Raw genomic sequence first — 16,232 nt, 5'->3', positions numbered from 1 at the left:
ATTGCGTAAAGGTGCCATGGACAGCGTCGCCCAGAAGACCACCATCGTCGTTCCGACCTTCAACGAACGCGAGAACCTGACGAAGATCGTCAGCCTCCTCGCCACGCTGGAGATTCCCGGACTGCACGTCCTCGTGGTGGACGACAACTCCCCCGACGGCACCGGCCAGGTCGCCGACGCGCTGGCCGCCGACGGCCCGCTCCCGGTGAGCGTGCTGCACCGGACCGAGAAGAACGGCCTCGGACGCGCCTACGTGGCCGGCATGACCCGCGCGCTCGACGACGGCGCGGACGTCGTGATCCAGATGGACGCCGACCTCTCGCACCCCTACCAGGTGATCCCGGACATGCTGGCGACCCTGGCCGACACCGACGCCGCGGTCGTGCTCGGCTCCCGCTACGTCGACGGCGGCGCGGTCGCCGAGGACTGGCCCTGGCACCGCAAGGCGCTCTCGGCGTGGGCGAACTTCTACGTGAACGCGATCCTGCGCCTCGGGGTCAAGGACGCGACCGCCGGCTTCAAGGCGTGGCGGGCGTCGACGCTGCGGACCATCGACGTCGCTTCGGTGGAGTCCAACGGCTACTCGTTCCAGGTCGAGATGAACTACCGGACCGTCCAGCACGGCCTGACCATCGCCGAGGTGCCGATCCGCTTCGAGGAGCGCACCGAGGGTGTGTCCAAGATGAGCTTCGGCGTGCAGCTCGAGTCCGCGCTGGTGCCGTGGAAGCTGCGGTTCGGCCGCAAGCGCTGACCCGGGCCGAACCGCCGACCCGCTAGAAGCCCAGGCGGCCCAGCTGTTTCGGGTCGCGCTGCCAGTCCTTGGCGACCTTCACGTGCAGCTCGAGGAACACCTTGGTGCCGAGCAGCTTCTCGATCTGGGTGCGGGCCTTGGTCCCGACCTCCCGCAGCCGGGCACCGCCCTTGCCGATCACGATGCCCTTCTGGCTGGGCCGCTCCACGTAGAGCAGCGCGTGCACGTCGAGCAGCTCACCCTGCTTCTCGGTGCGGCCCTCGCGCTCGATGACCTCCTCGATGACGACGGCCAGCGAGTGCGGCAGCTCGTCGCCGAGGCCCTCGAGCGCGGCCTCGCGGATCAGCTCCGCCATCAGGGTCTCCTCGGGCTCGTCGGTGAGCTCGCCGTCCGGGTAGAACGCGGGCCCCTCGGGCATCGCCTTGGCCAGCACGTCCACCAGCAGCTCGACCTGCTCGCCCGACGCCGCCGACACCGGGATCACCTCGGTCTCCGGCCCGAGCACCTTCGACAGCGCGAGCAGCTGCTCGGCGACCTTCTCCTTGCTGACCTTGTCGATCTTGGTGACGATGCCGATCAGCGTGGTCTTCGGCGCCATCTGCCGGACCTGGTCGAGGATCCAGCGGTCGCCGGGACCGATCTTCTCGTCGGCCGGGATGCACAGGCCGATCACGTCGACCTCCGAATAGGTGTCGCGCACAAGGTCGTTGAGGCGCTGACCGAGCAGGGTCCGCGGCCGGTGCAGTCCGGGCGTGTCGACCAGGATCAGCTGCGCGTGGTCGCGGTGCACGATGCCGCGGATGGTGTGCCGGGTGGTCTGCGGCCGCGACGAGGTGATCGCGATCTTCGTGCCGACCAGGGCGTTCGTCAGGGTCGACTTGCCGGTGTTCGGCCGTCCGACGAAACAGACGAAGCCGGAACGGAATTGGGTGTCAGTGCTCACGTTCGGCTCCTGTGTCGATCGGTGATGCGGTGTCGGCGGATTCGGACTCGGGTGTCGGTTGTGGTGCCCGCCAAGCTAGAACTGTACTGATCCGGACCCGGCCCCGGACGTCGCTGCCGCCCTCGGCGCGCAGCACCAGACCCGCGACGGAGACCTCCGAGCCGGGCAGCGGGACGCGCCCGAGCTCGTATCCCAGTAGCCCGCCGACGGTTTCGACCTCGTCGTTGTCCGTCTCGAGGTCGAACAGCTCGCCGAGGTCCTCGATCGGCAGCCGGGCGGACACCCGGAATCGTCCGTCCCCGAGATCCTCGACCGGCGGCGTCTCGTCGGTGTCGTACTCGTCGGCGATCTCCCCGACGATCTCCTCGATCACGTCCTCGATGGTCACCAGCCCGGCGATGCCGCCGTACTCGTCGACCAGCAGGGCCATGTGGTTTCGGTCGCGCTGCATCTCCGCGAGCAGACTGTCGAGCGGCTTGGAGTCCGGCACGAACACGGCCGGCCGCATCACCTCGGCGACGGTGACGCCACGGCCGCCGTCGACGTCGTGGTAGGTCTTCTGGACCAGATCCTTGAGATAGACGACGCCGAGCACGTCGTCGACGTTCTCCCCGATCACCGGGATGCGCGAGTGGCCGCTGCGGACCGCGAGCGAGGTCGCCTGTCCGGCCGACTTTCCGGCCTCGATCCACACCATCTCGGTGCGCGGCACCATCACCTCGCGGGCCGGGGTGTCGCCGAGCTCGAACACGGACTGGATCATGCGCCGTTCCTCGTCCGCGACCACGCCGCGTTCCTGCGCCAGGTCGACCAGTTCGCGCAGCTCGATCTCGGAGGCGAACGGACCGTTGCGGAAGCCCTTGCCGGGGGTCAGCGCGTTGCCGACCAGGATCAGCAGCCGGCTGACCGGTGACAGCAGCACGCCGATCGCCTGCAACGGCAGCGCCGCGACCAGCGCGATCGAGTACGCGTGCTGACGTCCGACGGTGCGCGGGCCGACACCGATGGCGACGTAGTTGATGAGCACCATGACCACCGCGGTGATCACCAGCGCCCAGCCGCGGGCGAGCATGTCCAGCAGCGCGGCGGCCAGCAGCACGGTGGCGCAGATCTCCGCCGCGATGCGCAGCAGGACCATCAGGTTCACGTAACGCGGGCGGTCGGAGACGACGACCAGCAGTCGCGTCGACCCGGGCCGGGCGTCCTTCACCATGTCCTCGACGCGGGCCGGGGACACCGTGTTCAGTGCGGAGTCGACGGCGGCGAACACGCCGCCGAGGGGAACGAGGACCGCGGCGAGCAGGATCAGGAGTATGTCACCGGTCACTGATCGGGACCGTCGACGAACCCGGTCTTGCCGAGCAGTCGCCGGTCACGGGCGGCCAGTTCCGCCTCCCGCTCGGCCCGGGCGAGGTCCTCGTACCACTCGGCGAGGAGGCTGTTCTGCAGTGCGAACATCTCCTTCTCCTCGTCCGGCTCGGCGTGGTCGTAGCCGAGCAGGTGGAGCACGCCGTGCACGGTGAGCAGCGCCAGTTCGTGTGCGGTCGAATGGCCGGCCTTGGCGGCCTGGTCGGCGGCGAACGCCGGGCACAGCACGATGTCGCCGAGCATGGCCGGTCCCGGTTCGGGCGCGTCGGGGCGGCCGCCGGGCTCGAGCTCGTCCATCGGGAACGACATCACGTCGGTCGGGCCGGGCAGGTCCATCCAGCGCATGTGCAGGTCCGCCATGGTGTCGAGGTCGACGAGCACCATCGACAGCTCGGCCGCCGGGTGCACGTCCATCCGGGAGATCGCGAACCGGGCGACGCTGACCAGCTCCGCCTCGGAGACGTCCATGCCGGACTCGTTGGATACCTCAATGCTCATGAAACGCCGTTCTCCTGGATTCCTGCAGGACTCGGGGCCCGCGACAGCAACTGTGTCTGCAACTCTAGTGCCGCGCCGCGCGCGCCGACGACGACCGGCGCTGCGCCCGGTTGCCGAGCTTGACCTCGCCGAGGCGGTCGGCGTCGAAGCGCTCGTAGGCGTCCACGATGTCGGAGACCAACCGGTGCCGGACCACGTCCGCACTGGTGAGTTCCGCGAAGTGGATGTCGTCGATGTCGGTGAGGATCTCGGCCGCCGCGCGCAGTCCGGACCGGGCACCGCCGGGCAGGTCCACCTGGGTGACGTCGCCGGTGACGACGATCTTCGAGCCGAAGCCGAGCCGGGTCAGGAACATCTTCATCTGCTCGGCGGTGGTGTTCTGCGCCTCGTCGAGGATGATGAACGCGTCGTTGAGGGTGCGGCCGCGCATGTAGGCGAGCGGTGCGACCTCGATCACCCCGGCCGCCATGAGCTTCGGGATCGCCTCGGGATCCATCATGTCGTGCAGCGCGTCGTGCAGCGGCCGCAGGTAGGGGTCGATCTTCTCGTGCAGCGTGCCGGGCAGGAAGCCGAGCCGCTCGCCGGCCTCCACCGCGGGCCGGGTCAGGATGATGCGGCTGACGTTCTTGGACTGCAGCGCCTGCACCGCCTTGGCCATCGCCAGGTACGTCTTGCCGGTGCCCGCGGGGCCGATGCCGAACACGATGGTGTTCGCGTCGATCGCGTCCACGTACCGCTTCTGGTTCACGGTCTTGGGCCGAATCGTCTTGCCGCGCCGGGACAGGATGTCCAGGCTGAGCACCTCGGCCGGGGACTCGCCCGCGCCGTCGGTGAGCATCGCGACGCTGCGCCGGACTGCGTCCGGGCTCAGCGACTGCCCGCGCCCGACGATGGCGACGAGTTCGCCGATCGCCCGTTCGGCGAGGGCAACCTCGGATGCCGCGCCGGTGAGGGTGATGGTGGTGCCTCGCACGTGGATGTCGGCACCGAGGGCGCGTTCGAGGGCCTTGAGGTTCTGGTCGGTCGAACCCAGCAGGGGCAGAACCGCGTCGGGCGAGATCTCCATACTCGACCGCACCGAGCGCTGTGCGGGGCGCTCCTGCCTGTCTGCCGTCACTGCGGTCTCACCCGTATCGCTGTCTGCACTCACGTGGTTGCTATGGCCTACTTCCCTGATTCGACGATGATGTAGGCAGTCTATCGCGCACCCACGCGCCCGCCCACCGAGTTGTTCCCGGTCAGGACGCGTGCGGCGAACCGGGCCCTGCGGCCTGTCCGCGCAACCACACCCACGCCTCGTCGACCACCTCGGCCGCGCGGGCGGGCGAGATTCCGAGCAGGACCAGCGAGGCCACCGCGAACGACTCCCCCGAGTCACTGATCGTGCCGGCGTTCGTAGCCTCGAGCAGTGTCATGGTCACGGCCTCGGTCATCGTGACCAGGACCGCGGCGGGCAGGTAGTCGGAGAAGGTTCCGTCCGCCTGACCTCGCTCGACGATCTCGACGCTCGGCGAGCGTGCGGGTTCGAGCAGGTCGTGGATGCGTTCCTCGCCGAGTTCCTTGCGCGCGAAGGTCAACAGCATCCGGAACCGGTCCCCGATCGGCCAGGACTGCAGGGCGAGGACGGCGGCGGCCAGGTCCGGACGCTCGGGTTGCGGTCGCCGGGCACCGAGAATCGCGACCAGTGCGGCGGAGGCCTCGTCGGCGATGCCCTCGACCAGGGCGTCCCGGTTGGGGAAGTGCGCGTAGACGGTCCGGCGCACCACGCCCGCCGCGCGCGCGACGTCGTCCATGCTGGCGTCCGGGTTCGCAGCGAACGCGCCGATCGCGGCCTCCACGATCCGCTCGCGATTGGCCCGCGCCTGGCTTCGTCGGGGCCTCGCGGTTTCCGTCACCCGTGCAGTCTTCCACGCGAGGGGTGTGATCCACGCCTTAGAAACTTGCACACCACTGTGCAGAATCAGTAACTTGCACACTGCTGTGCAAGTGCGCGCGGCCCTGTCGTCGAACGGAGCACCACATGACCCTCCTGGCATCCCAGCCGGTCAGCGACCAGCAACGGCCGTACCGCTGGCGTTGGGCGGCGCTCGCGGTGCTCTGCCTGAGCCTGCTGATCGTGGTGATGGCGAACACGGCACTGATCGTCGCGGCACCGGACATGACGCGGGATCTCGAGCTCACCAGCACCGGACTGCAGTGGGTGATCGACGGCTACACCGTGCCGTACGCGGCGCTGATGCTGCTGTGCGGCGTGATCGGCGACAAGTACAGCCGACGCGGCGCGCTGCTCACCGGACTGCTCGTGTTCGGCGGCGGCGCGGTGTTCGGCAGCCTCGCCGCCACCACCTCCCAGGTGATCGGGGCCCGCATCGCGATGGGCGTCGGCGCGGCGATCATCATGCCCGCGACGCTCTCGCTGCTCGTCGCGACCTTCCCCAAGTCCGAGCGCACCCGCGCGATCGCCGCCTGGGCGGCGACCTCCGGACTGGCCATCGCGCTCGGCCCGCTGCTGGCCGGCTGGATCCTCGAAAGCCATTCCTGGAATGCGACTTTCCTGATCAACGTGCCCATCGCCGCGATCGCGGCCGTGGCGGCGCTGATCCTGGTGCCGCCGTCCCGGGCGGACGGACTCGGCCGGATCGACTGGATCGGCGGAGCGTTGTCCGTGGCCGCGATCGGCACCGGCGTCTACGGGATCATCAACGGCTTCCACTTCGGCTGGTCGGCCGGACCGACCGCCGCCTGTGCAGGCGCGGTGCTGGGCCTGGCCGCGTTCGTCGCCTGGGAACTGCGGCACCCGCAGTCGCTGCTCGACGTGCGCAAACTCGGCGACCGCACCGTCGGCGGCGCCACCCTCGCGGTGCTGCTGGTGTTCCTCGCCGCGTTCGGCGCGATCTACTTCATCGCCCAGCAGTTCCAGTTCGTGCTCGGCTACGGCCCGCTGGAGACCGGCGTGCGACTGCTCCCCCTCGCCGCGGCGGTCTCGGCCGGCGCGCTCGTCAGCGGACGGCTCGCGCCCCGGCTCGGCCTGCGCGGCACCGTCGTCGCCGGGATGATCCTCGCCGCGGCGGGCATTCTCGCGATGACCAGGGTGGACGGCGGATCCGGCTACCTCGCCTTCGCGGTCCCGCTGATCCTGCTGGGCCTGGGCATCGGCATCGGCCAGCCGCCCGCGACCGACGCCATCATGGGCCGCTTCCCCGACAACGACCTCGGCGCTGCCGGCGGACTCAACGACACCGCGATCGAGCTCGGTGGGTCGCTGGGCATCGCCGTCCTCGGGTCGATCCTCGCGGCCGGGTACAAGCAGTCGGTCGCCCCGTTCCTCGACGCGGCACCGCTGCCCAAGCTGACCGGCGACCTGGCCGCGCAGGCCGACCTCGCGATGGAGGTCTCCCGCGAATCCGTCGGGGGCGCAACGATCGTCGCGCAGGAACTCGCGTCCAACCCGCTTTCGGCCAGGTACGCCGAGCCGCTGCACGACGCGGCCTCGGTCGCGTTCGCCGACGCCATCGCGCAGGCCAGCCTGGTCGGCGGGCTGACGCTGCTGGCCGGGACCGCGGTGGTCGCGCTGATCCTGCCGCGCCGGGCCGCGAACTGACGTCCGCCGGGCATACTTCGAGACATGTTCGCGGTACTGCTGACCGGCCCGCCCGGCGCCGGCAAGAGCACGGTGCTCACGACGCTGCACGACAACCTCGGCGAGGCAGGCGTCGCCAATGCGCTGCTCGAGCTCGACGAGCTCGAGCGCTGCTATCCACCGCTCGACGAGCGACTACTGATGTCGCACGTGGCATCGCTCGCCTGCTCCTACCGTGAAGCGGGATACCCGCTGCTGTTGGCCACCGCGACCGTGGAGGACGACGCCTACCGGGACGCGGTGCTGGCGGCGATCGGCGCGGACGCGCACCTGCTGGTGCGCCTGGCCGCCGAACCCGAAACGGTGCGCCGGCGGGTACTCGACCGGGAGCCCGAATCATGGTCGGGGCGAGACGAACTGGCCGCCGCGGCGTTCCGCCTGGCCACCACGATGCGCGCGCTCACCGGCGTCGACCTCGTCCTCAGCACCGAGGGACGGGATCCCGATCGCGTGGCCGAGGAACTCGAGGACGCCCTTCGACGTTGCCCGGCCGAACCACTGCAGGACACCGACCCGGACGCCACCCGGACGGCGTGAGCCGAACTACGCCTCGGCGCCGGTCAGCCAGGGAGCCGGGTCCAGCGCCGCCCGCAGCGACAGCGCCCAACTCCGCGAACCGCGGTCGAGGAAGTCGTTGTGGCCCTCGCCGGGCACCTCCCACAGCACCGCCCGATCGCCCGCCGCCGCCGCGGCCTCGACGTACACGCGGCTCGCCGCGACCGGCACCTGCACGTCCTCGGTGCCGTGCAGGCACACCGTCGGCACGCCGGTCGGGACGCGGTGCAACGGGGATGCGTCGTGGTAGACCTGCGGGTCGGTGACGAAGTCCACTCCGAACAGCGCCTCGAGCACCGCGGACCCGCGCCGGGCGGCGGCCCGCGACGCCAGGTCGAGCGCGCCCGCCTGGGACACCACCCGCTCCGGCCGGATCACCGAATCACGTTGTCCGGCAAGCCAGACGGCGAGCTGCGCGCCGGCCGAGTGCCCCAACAGCCGAACGTCCGACAGGTCGAGCGGAACGGGTGAGTGCGCGGGCAGCAGGTCGCCGACGGCGGCCAGCGCGGCCTGCACGTCGGCGCTCGTCTCCGTCCAACCACCGCCCGCGCCGACCCTCCGGTACTCGACGTTCCACGCCGCGACACCGGACTTCGCCAGTTCCATCGCGAACGCGGTCGCCAGGTTGAGGTGGTAGTCGCCGCTCCAGTAGCCACCGTGCAGCAGCATCACCACCGGCAGCGCGGCGCCGGTCGGCTCGGCCGGCAGGTACAGGTGCCCGAACTGCTCGGGCGCGGAACCGTACTCGATCCTCTGTCGGCCCATTACTGCAGCGGCCGCGCGGTCCAGCGGTCGGTGAGCACACCGATCGCACCCAGGGCCACCGCCGCCGCGGTCGAGGTCCGCAGGACCGTCGGCCCGAGGCGCACCGCGGCCGCGCCGGCCTCGGTCAGCGCGGTGACCTCCTCGTCCGACAGCCCGCCTTCGGGCCCGACCACCAGCACCAGCTCCGGCGCATCACGCAGGCCGAGGTCGCCCAGCGCCACGGTCGCGGACTCGTGCAGCACCGCGACGACCCCGCCGCGATCGGTCACCTCACGCACCATGCCCACCACCGCCGCCGTGCGGTGCAGCTCGGCCACCTCCGGAACATGCGCTCGCCGTGACTGTTTCGCCGCGGCCACCGCGACCGCCTGCCACCGCGCGACACCCTTGGCGGCCTTCGGGCCCTCCCATTTGGCCACGCACCGCGCCGACTGCCACGGCACGATCGCGTCGATCCCGGCCTCCGTCGCCAGCTCCACGGCGAGTTCCGAGCGCTCCGCCTTGGGCAGCGCCTGCACCAGCGTCACCGTCGGCGTCGCGGCGGGCAGGTCGTCGCGGCCGGTGACCTCGAGGTCGAGGCGGTCCTTGCCGACCTCGACCACCGCGGCACGCGCGATGCCGCCGCGACCGTCCGAGAGCACCAGCTGTTCGCCGACCCGGATCCGGCGGACCGTGGCGGCGTGCCTGCCCTCCTTGCCGTCGAGCACGGCGATCTCGCCGACCGCCGGCAGCGGGTCGAGGTAGAAGACGGTCGCGGCCATCGTCGGTGCCGCCGTCAGCGTCCGCTGAAGGCTTCGCGCAACCGCGAGAACAGCCCGCCGTTGTGCTGCGAACCCGAGGTCACGACCTCAGCCTGATCCTTCTCGCGCAGGTCCCGGAAGTCCCGCAGGGCCGCGGTCTGCTTGCCGTCCAGTCGCGTCGGCACGACCACCTCGAGGTGGGCGTGCACGTCGCCGCGCACACCCGAGCGCAGCTTCGGCATGCCGTACCCGCGCAGCACCGCAACAGATCCCGGCTGGGTGCCCGCGTCGACGGTGATGTCCTGCGGACCGTCGATGATCGTGTCGATGGAGATCGTGGTGCCGAGCGCCGCGTCGACCATCGGCACCCGGACCGTGCAGTGCAGGTCCTCACCGTCGCGCACGAACACCTCGTGAGCCTGCTCGATGATCTCGACGTACAGGTCGCCGGCGGGGCCGCCGCCGGGACCGACCTCACCCTGCGCGGCCAGCCGGATCCGCATGCCGCTGCTCACGCCGACCGGCACCTTCACCGCGATGTCGCGGCGGGCACGCACCCGGCCGTCGCCGCCGCACTTGTGGCAGGGATCGGGGATCGTCTCGCCCGCGCCGCGACAGGTCGGGCACGGCCGGGAGGTCATCACCTGACCGAGGAACGAGCGCTGCACGGACTGCACCTCGCCCGCGCCGCGACAGGTCTCGCAGGTGACGGGCTTCGAGTCGCCGTTGGTGCCGGAGCCGGTGCAACTGTCGCACAGGATCGCGGTGTCGACGGTGATGTGCTTGGTGACCCCGGTCGCGCATTCGGCGAGGGTCAGCTTGGTGCGCAGCAGCGAGTCCGCGCCGGGCTGCACCCGACCGCGCGGCCCGCGGGCGCCGCCGCCCCCGCCGCCGCCGAAGAACGCCTCGAACACGTCACCGAGGCCACCGAAACCTGCACCGTTGAAGCCGGCGCCACCGCCACCGCCCTGCGACAGCGGGTCGCCGCCGAGGTCGACGATCCGCCGCTTCTCCGGGTCGGAGAGCACCTCGTACGCGGTGGAGATGTCCTTGAACCGGGCCTGCGCGTCCTCGTCCGGGTTGACGTCCGGGTGGAGCTCCCTGGCGAGCTTGCGGTACGCCCGCTTGATCTCCTGGTCGGTCGCCTTCTGCCCGACGCCCAGCAGTCCGTAGTAGTCCCGTGCCACGTTGTGTCTCTCGTCCTCGTCGTCGATCAAATCAGGTAATCAGTGAAAGTCGGACCGGCTCGTCCGGCCGATCCTCGCTCGCGCGGAATTCGCGCGCGGTTCAACGCTCGGCCAGTACCTCGCCGATGTACCTCGCAACGGCTGCGACCGAGGCGATTGTTCCCGGGTAGTCCATCCGTGTGGGCCCGAGCACACCCATGCCGCCGAACACGTTGCCGCCCGCGCCGTACCCGGTGGTGATCACCGAGGTTCCGCGGATCTGCTCGACCTGCGTCTCCTCGCCGATCCGCACTGTGACCGTCCCGGCGTCGCCGGTCGCGGCCAGCAGCTTGAGCACGATCACCTGCTCCTCCAGGGCCTCGAGCACGGAACGCAGCGAGCCGGGGAAGTCGCCGGCGTTCCGGGTCAGGTTCGCGGTGCCGCCGAGCACCAGCCGCTCCTCGGGGTGCTCGACCAGCGTCTCGATCAGCACGGTCGCCGACCGCACCACGGCGTCGCGGATCTCGGGCGGGGCGTCCGCGGCCAGCTCGGAGACCGCGATCGACGCCGCCGCCAGCCGCTTGCCCTCGAGCGCGCCGCCGAGCAGGTCCCGCAGCCGGGACAGGTTCTCGTCGTCGAGGACGTCGCCGAGTTCGACGATCCGCTGGTCGACGCGTCCGGAGTCGGTGATCAGCACCAGCAGCAGCCGGGCCGGATTCAGCGCGACCACCTCGAGGTGCCGCACGGACGACGCGGACAGCGTCGGGTACTGCACGACCGCGACCTGACGGGTCAGCTGGGCGAGCAGACGGGTCCCGCGGCGCAGCACGTCGTCGAGGTCGACGCCGGACTCGAGGAACTCGAGGATGGCGCGCCGTTCGGCGGGCGAGAGCGGCTTGACCTCGGCGATCCGGTCCACGAACTGGCGGTAGCCCTTGTCGGTGGGCACCCGGCCGGAACTGGTGTGCGGCTGCGCGATGTAACCCTCGGCCTCGAGCACGGCCATGTCGTTGCGGATCGTGGCGCTGGACACGCCCAGGTTGTGCCGCTCGACGAGGGCCTTGGAGCCGATCGGCTCCTGGGTGGCGACGTAGTCGGCGACGATGGCGCGCAACACCTCGAAGCGTCGTTCCTCGGTGCTCGACATGCCGGCCACCTCCCTCTCGCGTCGCGTGTGGCAAAAACCCAGTCTAATCGTCGGGTCGCCCCGACCCGTGGAGGCCTTAGTGTGGTGGCGCACGAACAGACAAGTGCCGTTGGCACTCCACCGACAACCGCGACGGATGCATCGATGATTTTCAAGGGCGTGAGGGACGGCAAGCCGTACCCGGATCACGGAATGTCGGTCCGCGACTGGTCGAAGATTCCGCCTCGGCAGGTCCGGCTCGACGAGATCGTCACCACCACGAAGGTGCTCGAACTGGACCGACTGCTCTCCGAGGACTCCACCTTCTACGGGGACCTGTTCCCACACGCGGTGCTCTGGGACGGGGTGATCTACCTCGAGGACGGCCTGCACCGCGCGGTCCGGTCGGCGCTGCGGAACCGGGTCGTGTTGCACGCGCGGGTCTTCGACTACGACGCGATCCGCGGGTGATCTCGCTGCCCTGCGGCAGGGTCCGAGCTCACTTGCCGGCCGTCTGGTAGGCGTCGATCGCCTTCTGCAGCCGGTCGATCGCCTCCCGGAGCTGCGCGATCGCCGCATCGAGCGCGGCCTTGGCCGGGTCGGGCTGTGCGGGTGCGGATGTCGGCGGCGGGGCTGGAGCACCCGCGGGCGGCGGCTGCCCGGGGTGCGCGCCGGGCGGGGTCGCGACGTTGCCGGTCCCGGAGCCGAAGATCTGGTCGAGCGCCTCCGCGAGCGTCGGGGCGTACCCCACCCGGACTCCGCCCGTGGCCCCCGGTTCCCGGTAACTGACCAGCATCCGGGCGAGCTGCGGGAAGGTGGAGACGTTCTGTTCCGACGCGATCCGCTCGGTGAACAGGGGCTCCACGTACAGCGCTCCACCGTCGGCGATGGGCAGGGTCAGCAGGTTGCCGTACTGGATCCGGTTCGACCGCTCCAGCAGGGTGCGCTCGGACGCCACCCGGGTGTCCGAGATCATCGAGTTCTGGATCTGCTGCGGTCCCTGCGTCAAGGTGTCCGTCGGCAGCTGGAGGACGGTGATCTTGCCGTAGTCCGTCGGGTCCGAGTTCGCCGAGATGTAGGCGGCGAGGAACTCGCGCCGGAAGCCCACCATCGCGCTCGCGAGACGGAACGACGGCGCCGCGGTCTGCTGGTCGCCGACGAGCACGTAGAACGGCATCTGGTACGGGTTGGTCTCGACCGTCGGGTCGCTCGGCACACCCCAGAACGCGTTCGTGGTGAAGAACTCCCGCGGGTCGTCGACGTGGTATTTCGCCAGCATCTCGCGCTGGATCTTGAACAGGTCCTGCGGGTACCGGAAGTGGGCCCTGAGCTCGGCGGGGACCGAGTCCGCGGGTCGTACCGTGCCCGGGAAGGCGCTCATCCACGCCTTCAGCACCGGGTCCTGGCGGTCGACCTGGTACAGCGTCACGGTGCCGTCGTAGGCATCGACGGTGGCCTTCACCGAGTTCCGGATGTAGGAGACCTCCGCGCCCGGCCGGTTGGGCGGGTTGCCGACCGCGAGGGCCTCGAGCGAGCTCCGCTGCGCGTACGGGAAGTTGTCCACCGTGGTGTAGGCGTCGACGATCCACACGATGCGGCCCCCGACCACGGCCGGATAGGGGTCGTGGTCGGGGGTCAGCCACGGTGCCACGAGGTGCACGCGTTCGGTGGGGTCACGGTTGAAGATGATCTTCGAGCCGGAACCGATCGCCTTCGAGAACACGATGTTGCGCTCGCCGTACTTGAGGGCGAACGCCACGCGGTCGAACCAGTTGCCGATTGGGACGCCGCCGGACCCCGCGTAGGTGTACTTGGCTGTGTCGGTGTCGTACTCGCGTGGCCCGTCACCCGCGGGCCCACCGACGACGGCGTAGTCGGGGTCGGACTTCGCGATCATCTCGCCGAAGTAGATGCGCGGTTGGTCGACCCGGATCACCTGGTGGCCAGACTCGCCGGTTGCGATGTCGCTCACCGTGTAAACCGGATAGCCGCTGTTACTGCTGGACGTGTCGCCGGTCGCATCGCGAACCGCGGCGTTGACCCGGTTCGCGGGCGCGGCGACGAACCCGTCGCCGTGGGTGTACACCGTGTGCTGATTGACCCATTGGGTCTGGTTTCCGCTCAGGCTGCTCGGAGTCAGTTCGCGGGCGGCGACGACGTAGTCGCGGAGTTCGCCGTCGACGACGTATCGATCCAGGTCCAACGTCGGCGGAAACGCGTAGAAGTTCTTCAGCTGCTGCTGCTGGATGAAGGTGTGCGAGAGCACGTTCGGGTCCAGGAGCCGCGCGTTGGCGATGGTGGTCACGTCCGCCGGGACGTCGCGCGGCGCCTTCGTTCCGATGCCGGGGTAGTCCTGGTAGGCGACCTTGTCGGCGCCGATCCCGTAGGCCAGCCGGGTGGCCTCGATGTTGCGTTCGATGTAGGGACTCTCCCGGTCCGCCGCGTTGGGACGAACGGAGAACTGTTCGACGGCCAACGGCCACACCACACCCACCAGCAGCGAGGACAACACCAGCAGGATCGCGGCCATCGCCGGGATCCGCAGGTCGCGAAGGACGATCGCGGCGAAGAACGCGGCGGCACAGAGGACCGCGATCGCGCACAGGATCATCCGCGCCGGCAGCACCGCGTTGATGTCGGTGTAGCCACCGCCGGTGAAGGTGGGTTCCTTACGTCCGCTGGACAGCAGCGCGTACCGATTGAGCCAGTACGCAACGGCTTTCAGCAGGATGAAGGTGCCGAGCAGCACCGCGAGCTGAACGCGCGCGGCCCGCGTGAGCGAGACGGAACCCTCGGACATCCGGAGTCCGCCGAACAGGGCGTGCGTCGCCAGGCAGGCGAGGAAGGCCAGGAACGCCGCGGCGAACAGCCAGTCCAGGACGGACCGGTAGAAGGGCAGATCGAACACGTAGAACCCGACGTCGTGACCGAACTGGGGGTCGGTGACGCCGAAGGCACCGCCATGCAGGAACAGCTGCACGGTCATCCAGCTCGCCTGGGCTCCGAGTCCGCAGAACAGGCCCACCAGCACCGGAATGCCCAGCCCGAACAGTCGCGGTCGGCGCAGCACGATCGCGCGGAGCGCCCCGACCGGGTCGTCCGGTTCGGCGTGCCCGGCGAGCAGCGGGCGCGACCGAAACGCGACCAGCACGGCCAACGTCAGCGCACCGCCGATGAACACGGCCACCGCGAGGAAGATCAGCACCCGGGTCGCCAGCACGGTGGCCCAGACGCTGCGGTAGCCGACCTCCCCGAACCACAGCCAGTCGGTGTAGAGGTCCACCACCAGGGGTATGAAGACCAGCCCGGCGAGCGCCAGCACCGCGAGCAGCAGCAGGATTCGACTGCGCCGCGACAGCGACGGTAGACCGCCTGCGGGCCGCATACCCACTTCCTGACCACATCCCGCCCCGCTCCAATTCTACGGAGCAGAGCGGTCCCCGGCGGCGCGAAGACACCGCGCCTCGACCGCTCCGGCGGTCAGCTCAGGATGTCCCGGATCACGCCGTCGGCCAGCAACCTGCCGCGGTCGGTGAGCACCAGTCGGTCGCCGACACGGGCGAGCAGCCCGTCCGCGACGACCTGCTCGGCGGCGGCGAGCTCGCTCGGGCGCAGGTCCGACGCCGGCAGTCCGGACCGCAGTCTCAGTGTCAGCATCACCCGCTCGGTGTGCCGGTCCTCGGCGGTCAGCACCTCGCTGTCCGCGACCGGCAGAACACCGGACGCCAGCTGGTCCGCGTAGCGCGCCGGGTGCTTGACGTTCCACCAGCGCACCCCGCCGACGTGGCTGTGCGCGCCCGGGCCTGCGCCCCACCAGTCTCCGCCGTCCCAGTACCCGATGTTGTGCTCGCACGCGGCGTCCGGCGCGGACCAGTTCGACACCTCGTACCAGCCCAGCCCCGCCGCCGTCAGGGCGGCGTCGATGCGCTCGTACCGCGCGGCGAGCACGTCGTCGTCCGGCGCGGGCAGTTCGCCGCGGCGCACCCGGCGGGCCAGCGCGGTGCCGTCCTCGACGATCAGCGAGTAGGCCGACACGTGGTCGACCCCCGCGGAGAGAACCGCGGCAAGCGTCGCGTCCAGGTCCTCGTCTCGCTCTCCCGGTGTCCCGTAGATCATGTCGAGGTTCACGTGGTCGAACCCCGCGGCCCGGGCCTCGAGCGCCGCCGCGACCGCTCGGCCCGGGGTGTGGGTGCGGTCGAGCACCTTCAGTACGTGCTGGGCCGCGGACTGCATGCCCAGGGAGACGCGGGTGTACCCGGCGTCGCGGATCGCGTCGAAGAACGCCGGCGACGTGGACTCCGGGTTGGACTCGGTGGTCACCTCGGCGCCCGGCGCGAGGCCGAAGCTCGACCGCACCGCACCCAGCACGTCCGCGAGGCCGTCGCCGCCGAGCAGCGAGGGCGTACCCCCGCCGACGAACACGGTCTGCGCCGCGGGCACCGTCCGCCCGGACGAACCGAGCATCGCCGCACCCGCGTCGAGTTCGCGGCGCAGGCCCTCGAGCCAGGACTGCGGCGAGGCGGAGGTGCCCAGTTCCCCCGCGGTGTAGGTGTTGAAATCGCAGTAGCCGCAGCGGGTCGCGCAGAACGGCACGTGGACGTACACGCCGAACGGCCGCGATCCCACCCCGTCCAGGGCGTCGTCGGGCAGCACGAACGCGGACGTCGCCGGCTCTGTCAT

At 70.4% G+C, this 16,232-nt stretch carries 15 protein-coding genes; 4 read left to right on the top strand and 11 right to left on the bottom strand.

What is annotated here, in order from left to right; all coding sequences use genetic code 11:
- Nucleotides 1–16: 16 nt before the first annotated feature.
- On the top strand, nucleotides 17–751 hold the full coding sequence (locus ACFVH2_RS13070; protein WP_378424201.1) for a polyprenol monophosphomannose synthase: 735 nt from the start codon (nucleotides 17–19) through the stop codon (nucleotides 749–751).
- Nucleotides 752–773: 22 nt separating this feature from the next.
- On the opposite strand, the gene era is transcribed toward ACFVH2_RS13070, so the two are convergent.
- From era to ACFVH2_RS13045, 5 genes are all read right to left on the bottom strand, one after another.
- On the bottom strand, nucleotides 774–1,694 hold the full coding sequence (gene era / locus ACFVH2_RS13065) for a GTPase Era (RefSeq protein ID WP_142097505.1): 921 nt from the start codon (nucleotides 1,692–1,694) through the stop codon (nucleotides 774–776).
- Nucleotides 1,684–3,021 carry a hemolysin family protein gene (locus ACFVH2_RS13060; RefSeq protein ID WP_378424198.1) on the bottom strand — a complete coding sequence of 446 codons (1,338 nt, stop codon included), beginning with the start codon at nucleotides 3,019–3,021 and terminating at the stop codon, nucleotides 1,684–1,686. Before ACFVH2_RS13060 ends, era begins: the two co-directional genes overlap by 11 nt.
- Nucleotides 3,018–3,560 (bottom strand): rRNA maturation RNase YbeY, encoded by a 543-nt coding sequence (gene ybeY / locus ACFVH2_RS13055; protein ID WP_378424196.1) that lies wholly within the window; start codon nucleotides 3,558–3,560, stop codon nucleotides 3,018–3,020. Before ybeY ends, ACFVH2_RS13060 begins: the two co-directional genes overlap by 4 nt.
- A 64-nt stretch (nucleotides 3,561–3,624) precedes the next feature.
- A complete protein-coding gene (locus ACFVH2_RS13050) occupies nucleotides 3,625–4,626 on the bottom strand; it encodes a PhoH family protein (protein WP_378424393.1) in 1,002 nt (333 codons plus the stop codon).
- Nucleotides 4,627–4,798: 172 nt separating this feature from the next.
- Nucleotides 4,799–5,455 carry a TetR/AcrR family transcriptional regulator gene (locus ACFVH2_RS13045; protein ID WP_378424194.1) on the bottom strand — a complete coding sequence of 219 codons (657 nt, stop codon included), beginning with the start codon at nucleotides 5,453–5,455 and terminating at the stop codon, nucleotides 4,799–4,801.
- Nucleotides 5,456–5,580: 125 nt separating this feature from the next.
- On the opposite strand from ACFVH2_RS13045, the gene ACFVH2_RS13040 reads away from it, so the two are divergent.
- A complete protein-coding gene (locus ACFVH2_RS13040; protein ID WP_378424192.1) occupies nucleotides 5,581–7,161 on the top strand; it encodes an MFS transporter in 1,581 nt (526 codons plus the stop codon).
- Between the two features lie 24 nt (nucleotides 7,162–7,185).
- Complete coding sequence (locus ACFVH2_RS13035; protein ID WP_378424190.1) at nucleotides 7,186–7,737, top strand: AAA family ATPase; 552 nt, start codon at nucleotides 7,186–7,188, stop codon at nucleotides 7,735–7,737.
- Between the two features lie 6 nt (nucleotides 7,738–7,743).
- On the opposite strand, the gene ACFVH2_RS13030 is transcribed toward ACFVH2_RS13035, so the two are convergent.
- The 4 genes from ACFVH2_RS13030 to hrcA form a co-directional block, all read right to left on the bottom strand.
- The gene (locus ACFVH2_RS13030; RefSeq protein WP_378424188.1) at nucleotides 7,744–8,520 is read right to left on the bottom strand and encodes an alpha/beta hydrolase family protein; all 777 of its coding nucleotides are present in this window, start codon (nucleotides 8,518–8,520) and stop codon (nucleotides 7,744–7,746) included.
- Nucleotides 8,520–9,281, bottom strand: coding sequence for a 16S rRNA (uracil(1498)-N(3))-methyltransferase (locus ACFVH2_RS13025; RefSeq protein ID WP_378424186.1), 762 nt, complete (start codon nucleotides 9,279–9,281; stop codon nucleotides 8,520–8,522). Before ACFVH2_RS13025 ends, ACFVH2_RS13030 begins: the two co-directional genes overlap by 1 nt.
- A 14-nt stretch (nucleotides 9,282–9,295) precedes the next feature.
- Nucleotides 9,296–10,447, bottom strand: a complete 1,152-nt coding sequence (dnaJ, locus tag ACFVH2_RS13020; RefSeq protein WP_378424184.1) for a molecular chaperone DnaJ — start codon at nucleotides 10,445–10,447, stop codon at nucleotides 9,296–9,298.
- Between the two features lie 100 nt (nucleotides 10,448–10,547).
- The gene (hrcA, locus tag ACFVH2_RS13015) at nucleotides 10,548–11,573 is read right to left on the bottom strand and encodes a heat-inducible transcriptional repressor HrcA (protein WP_378424182.1); all 1,026 of its coding nucleotides are present in this window, start codon (nucleotides 11,571–11,573) and stop codon (nucleotides 10,548–10,550) included.
- Between the two features lie 144 nt (nucleotides 11,574–11,717).
- Here hrcA and ACFVH2_RS13010 point away from each other — a divergent pair, with 144 nt between their 5' ends.
- Entirely contained in the window at nucleotides 11,718–12,023 is a 306-nt protein-coding gene (locus ACFVH2_RS13010; RefSeq protein ID WP_378424180.1) for a type II toxin-antitoxin system VapB family antitoxin, read from the top strand.
- Between the two features lie 28 nt (nucleotides 12,024–12,051).
- On the opposite strand, the gene ACFVH2_RS13005 is transcribed toward ACFVH2_RS13010, so the two are convergent.
- Together ACFVH2_RS13005 and hemW are read right to left on the bottom strand one after the other, a co-directional pair.
- Nucleotides 12,052–14,937 carry a UPF0182 family protein gene (locus tag ACFVH2_RS13005; RefSeq protein WP_378424178.1) on the bottom strand — a complete coding sequence of 962 codons (2,886 nt, stop codon included), beginning with the start codon at nucleotides 14,935–14,937 and terminating at the stop codon, nucleotides 12,052–12,054.
- Nucleotides 14,938–15,032: 95 nt separating this feature from the next.
- Complete coding sequence (hemW, locus tag ACFVH2_RS13000; protein WP_378424176.1) at nucleotides 15,033–16,232, bottom strand: radical SAM family heme chaperone HemW; 1,200 nt, start codon at nucleotides 16,230–16,232, stop codon at nucleotides 15,033–15,035.

It is taken from the genome of Rhodococcus sp. NPDC127527, from assembly GCF_042672245.1.
In the GTDB taxonomy this organism is placed as follows: Bacteria; Actinomycetota; Actinomycetes; order Mycobacteriales; family Mycobacteriaceae; genus Rhodococcus_G.
Note: the sequence above shows the minus strand (reverse complement) of the source record. Positions and strands in the feature narration are given on the sequence as shown.

Bases quoted from the DNA above. Each gene is read 5' to 3' on its own strand.
- ACFVH2_RS13005 (WP_378424178.1), bottom strand. From the start codon at position 14,937: ATGCGGCCCGCAGGCGGTCTACCGTCGCTGTCGCGGCGCAGTCGAATC.
- ybeY (WP_378424196.1), bottom strand. From the start codon at position 3,560: ATGAGCATTGAGGTATCCAACGAGTCCGGCATGGACGTCTCCGAGGCG.
- hemW (WP_378424176.1), bottom strand. From the start codon at position 16,232: ATGACAGAGCCGGCGACGTCCGCGTTCGTGCTGCCCGACGACGCCCTG.
- ACFVH2_RS13040 (WP_378424192.1), top strand. From the start codon at position 5,581: ATGACCCTCCTGGCATCCCAGCCGGTCAGCGACCAGCAACGGCCGTAC.
- ACFVH2_RS13030 (WP_378424188.1), bottom strand. From the start codon at position 8,520: ATGGGCCGACAGAGGATCGAGTACGGTTCCGCGCCCGAGCAGTTCGGG.
- ACFVH2_RS13050 (WP_378424393.1), bottom strand. From the start codon at position 4,626: ATGGAGATCTCGCCCGACGCGGTTCTGCCCCTGCTGGGTTCGACCGAC.
- ACFVH2_RS13025 (WP_378424186.1), bottom strand. From the start codon at position 9,281: ATGGCCGCGACCGTCTTCTACCTCGACCCGCTGCCGGCGGTCGGCGAG.
- hrcA (WP_378424182.1), bottom strand. From the start codon at position 11,573: ATGTCGAGCACCGAGGAACGACGCTTCGAGGTGTTGCGCGCCATCGTC.
- ACFVH2_RS13070 (WP_378424201.1), top strand. From the start codon at position 17: ATGGACAGCGTCGCCCAGAAGACCACCATCGTCGTTCCGACCTTCAAC.
- ACFVH2_RS13010 (WP_378424180.1), top strand. From the start codon at position 11,718: ATGATTTTCAAGGGCGTGAGGGACGGCAAGCCGTACCCGGATCACGGA.
- ACFVH2_RS13035 (WP_378424190.1), top strand. From the start codon at position 7,186: ATGTTCGCGGTACTGCTGACCGGCCCGCCCGGCGCCGGCAAGAGCACG.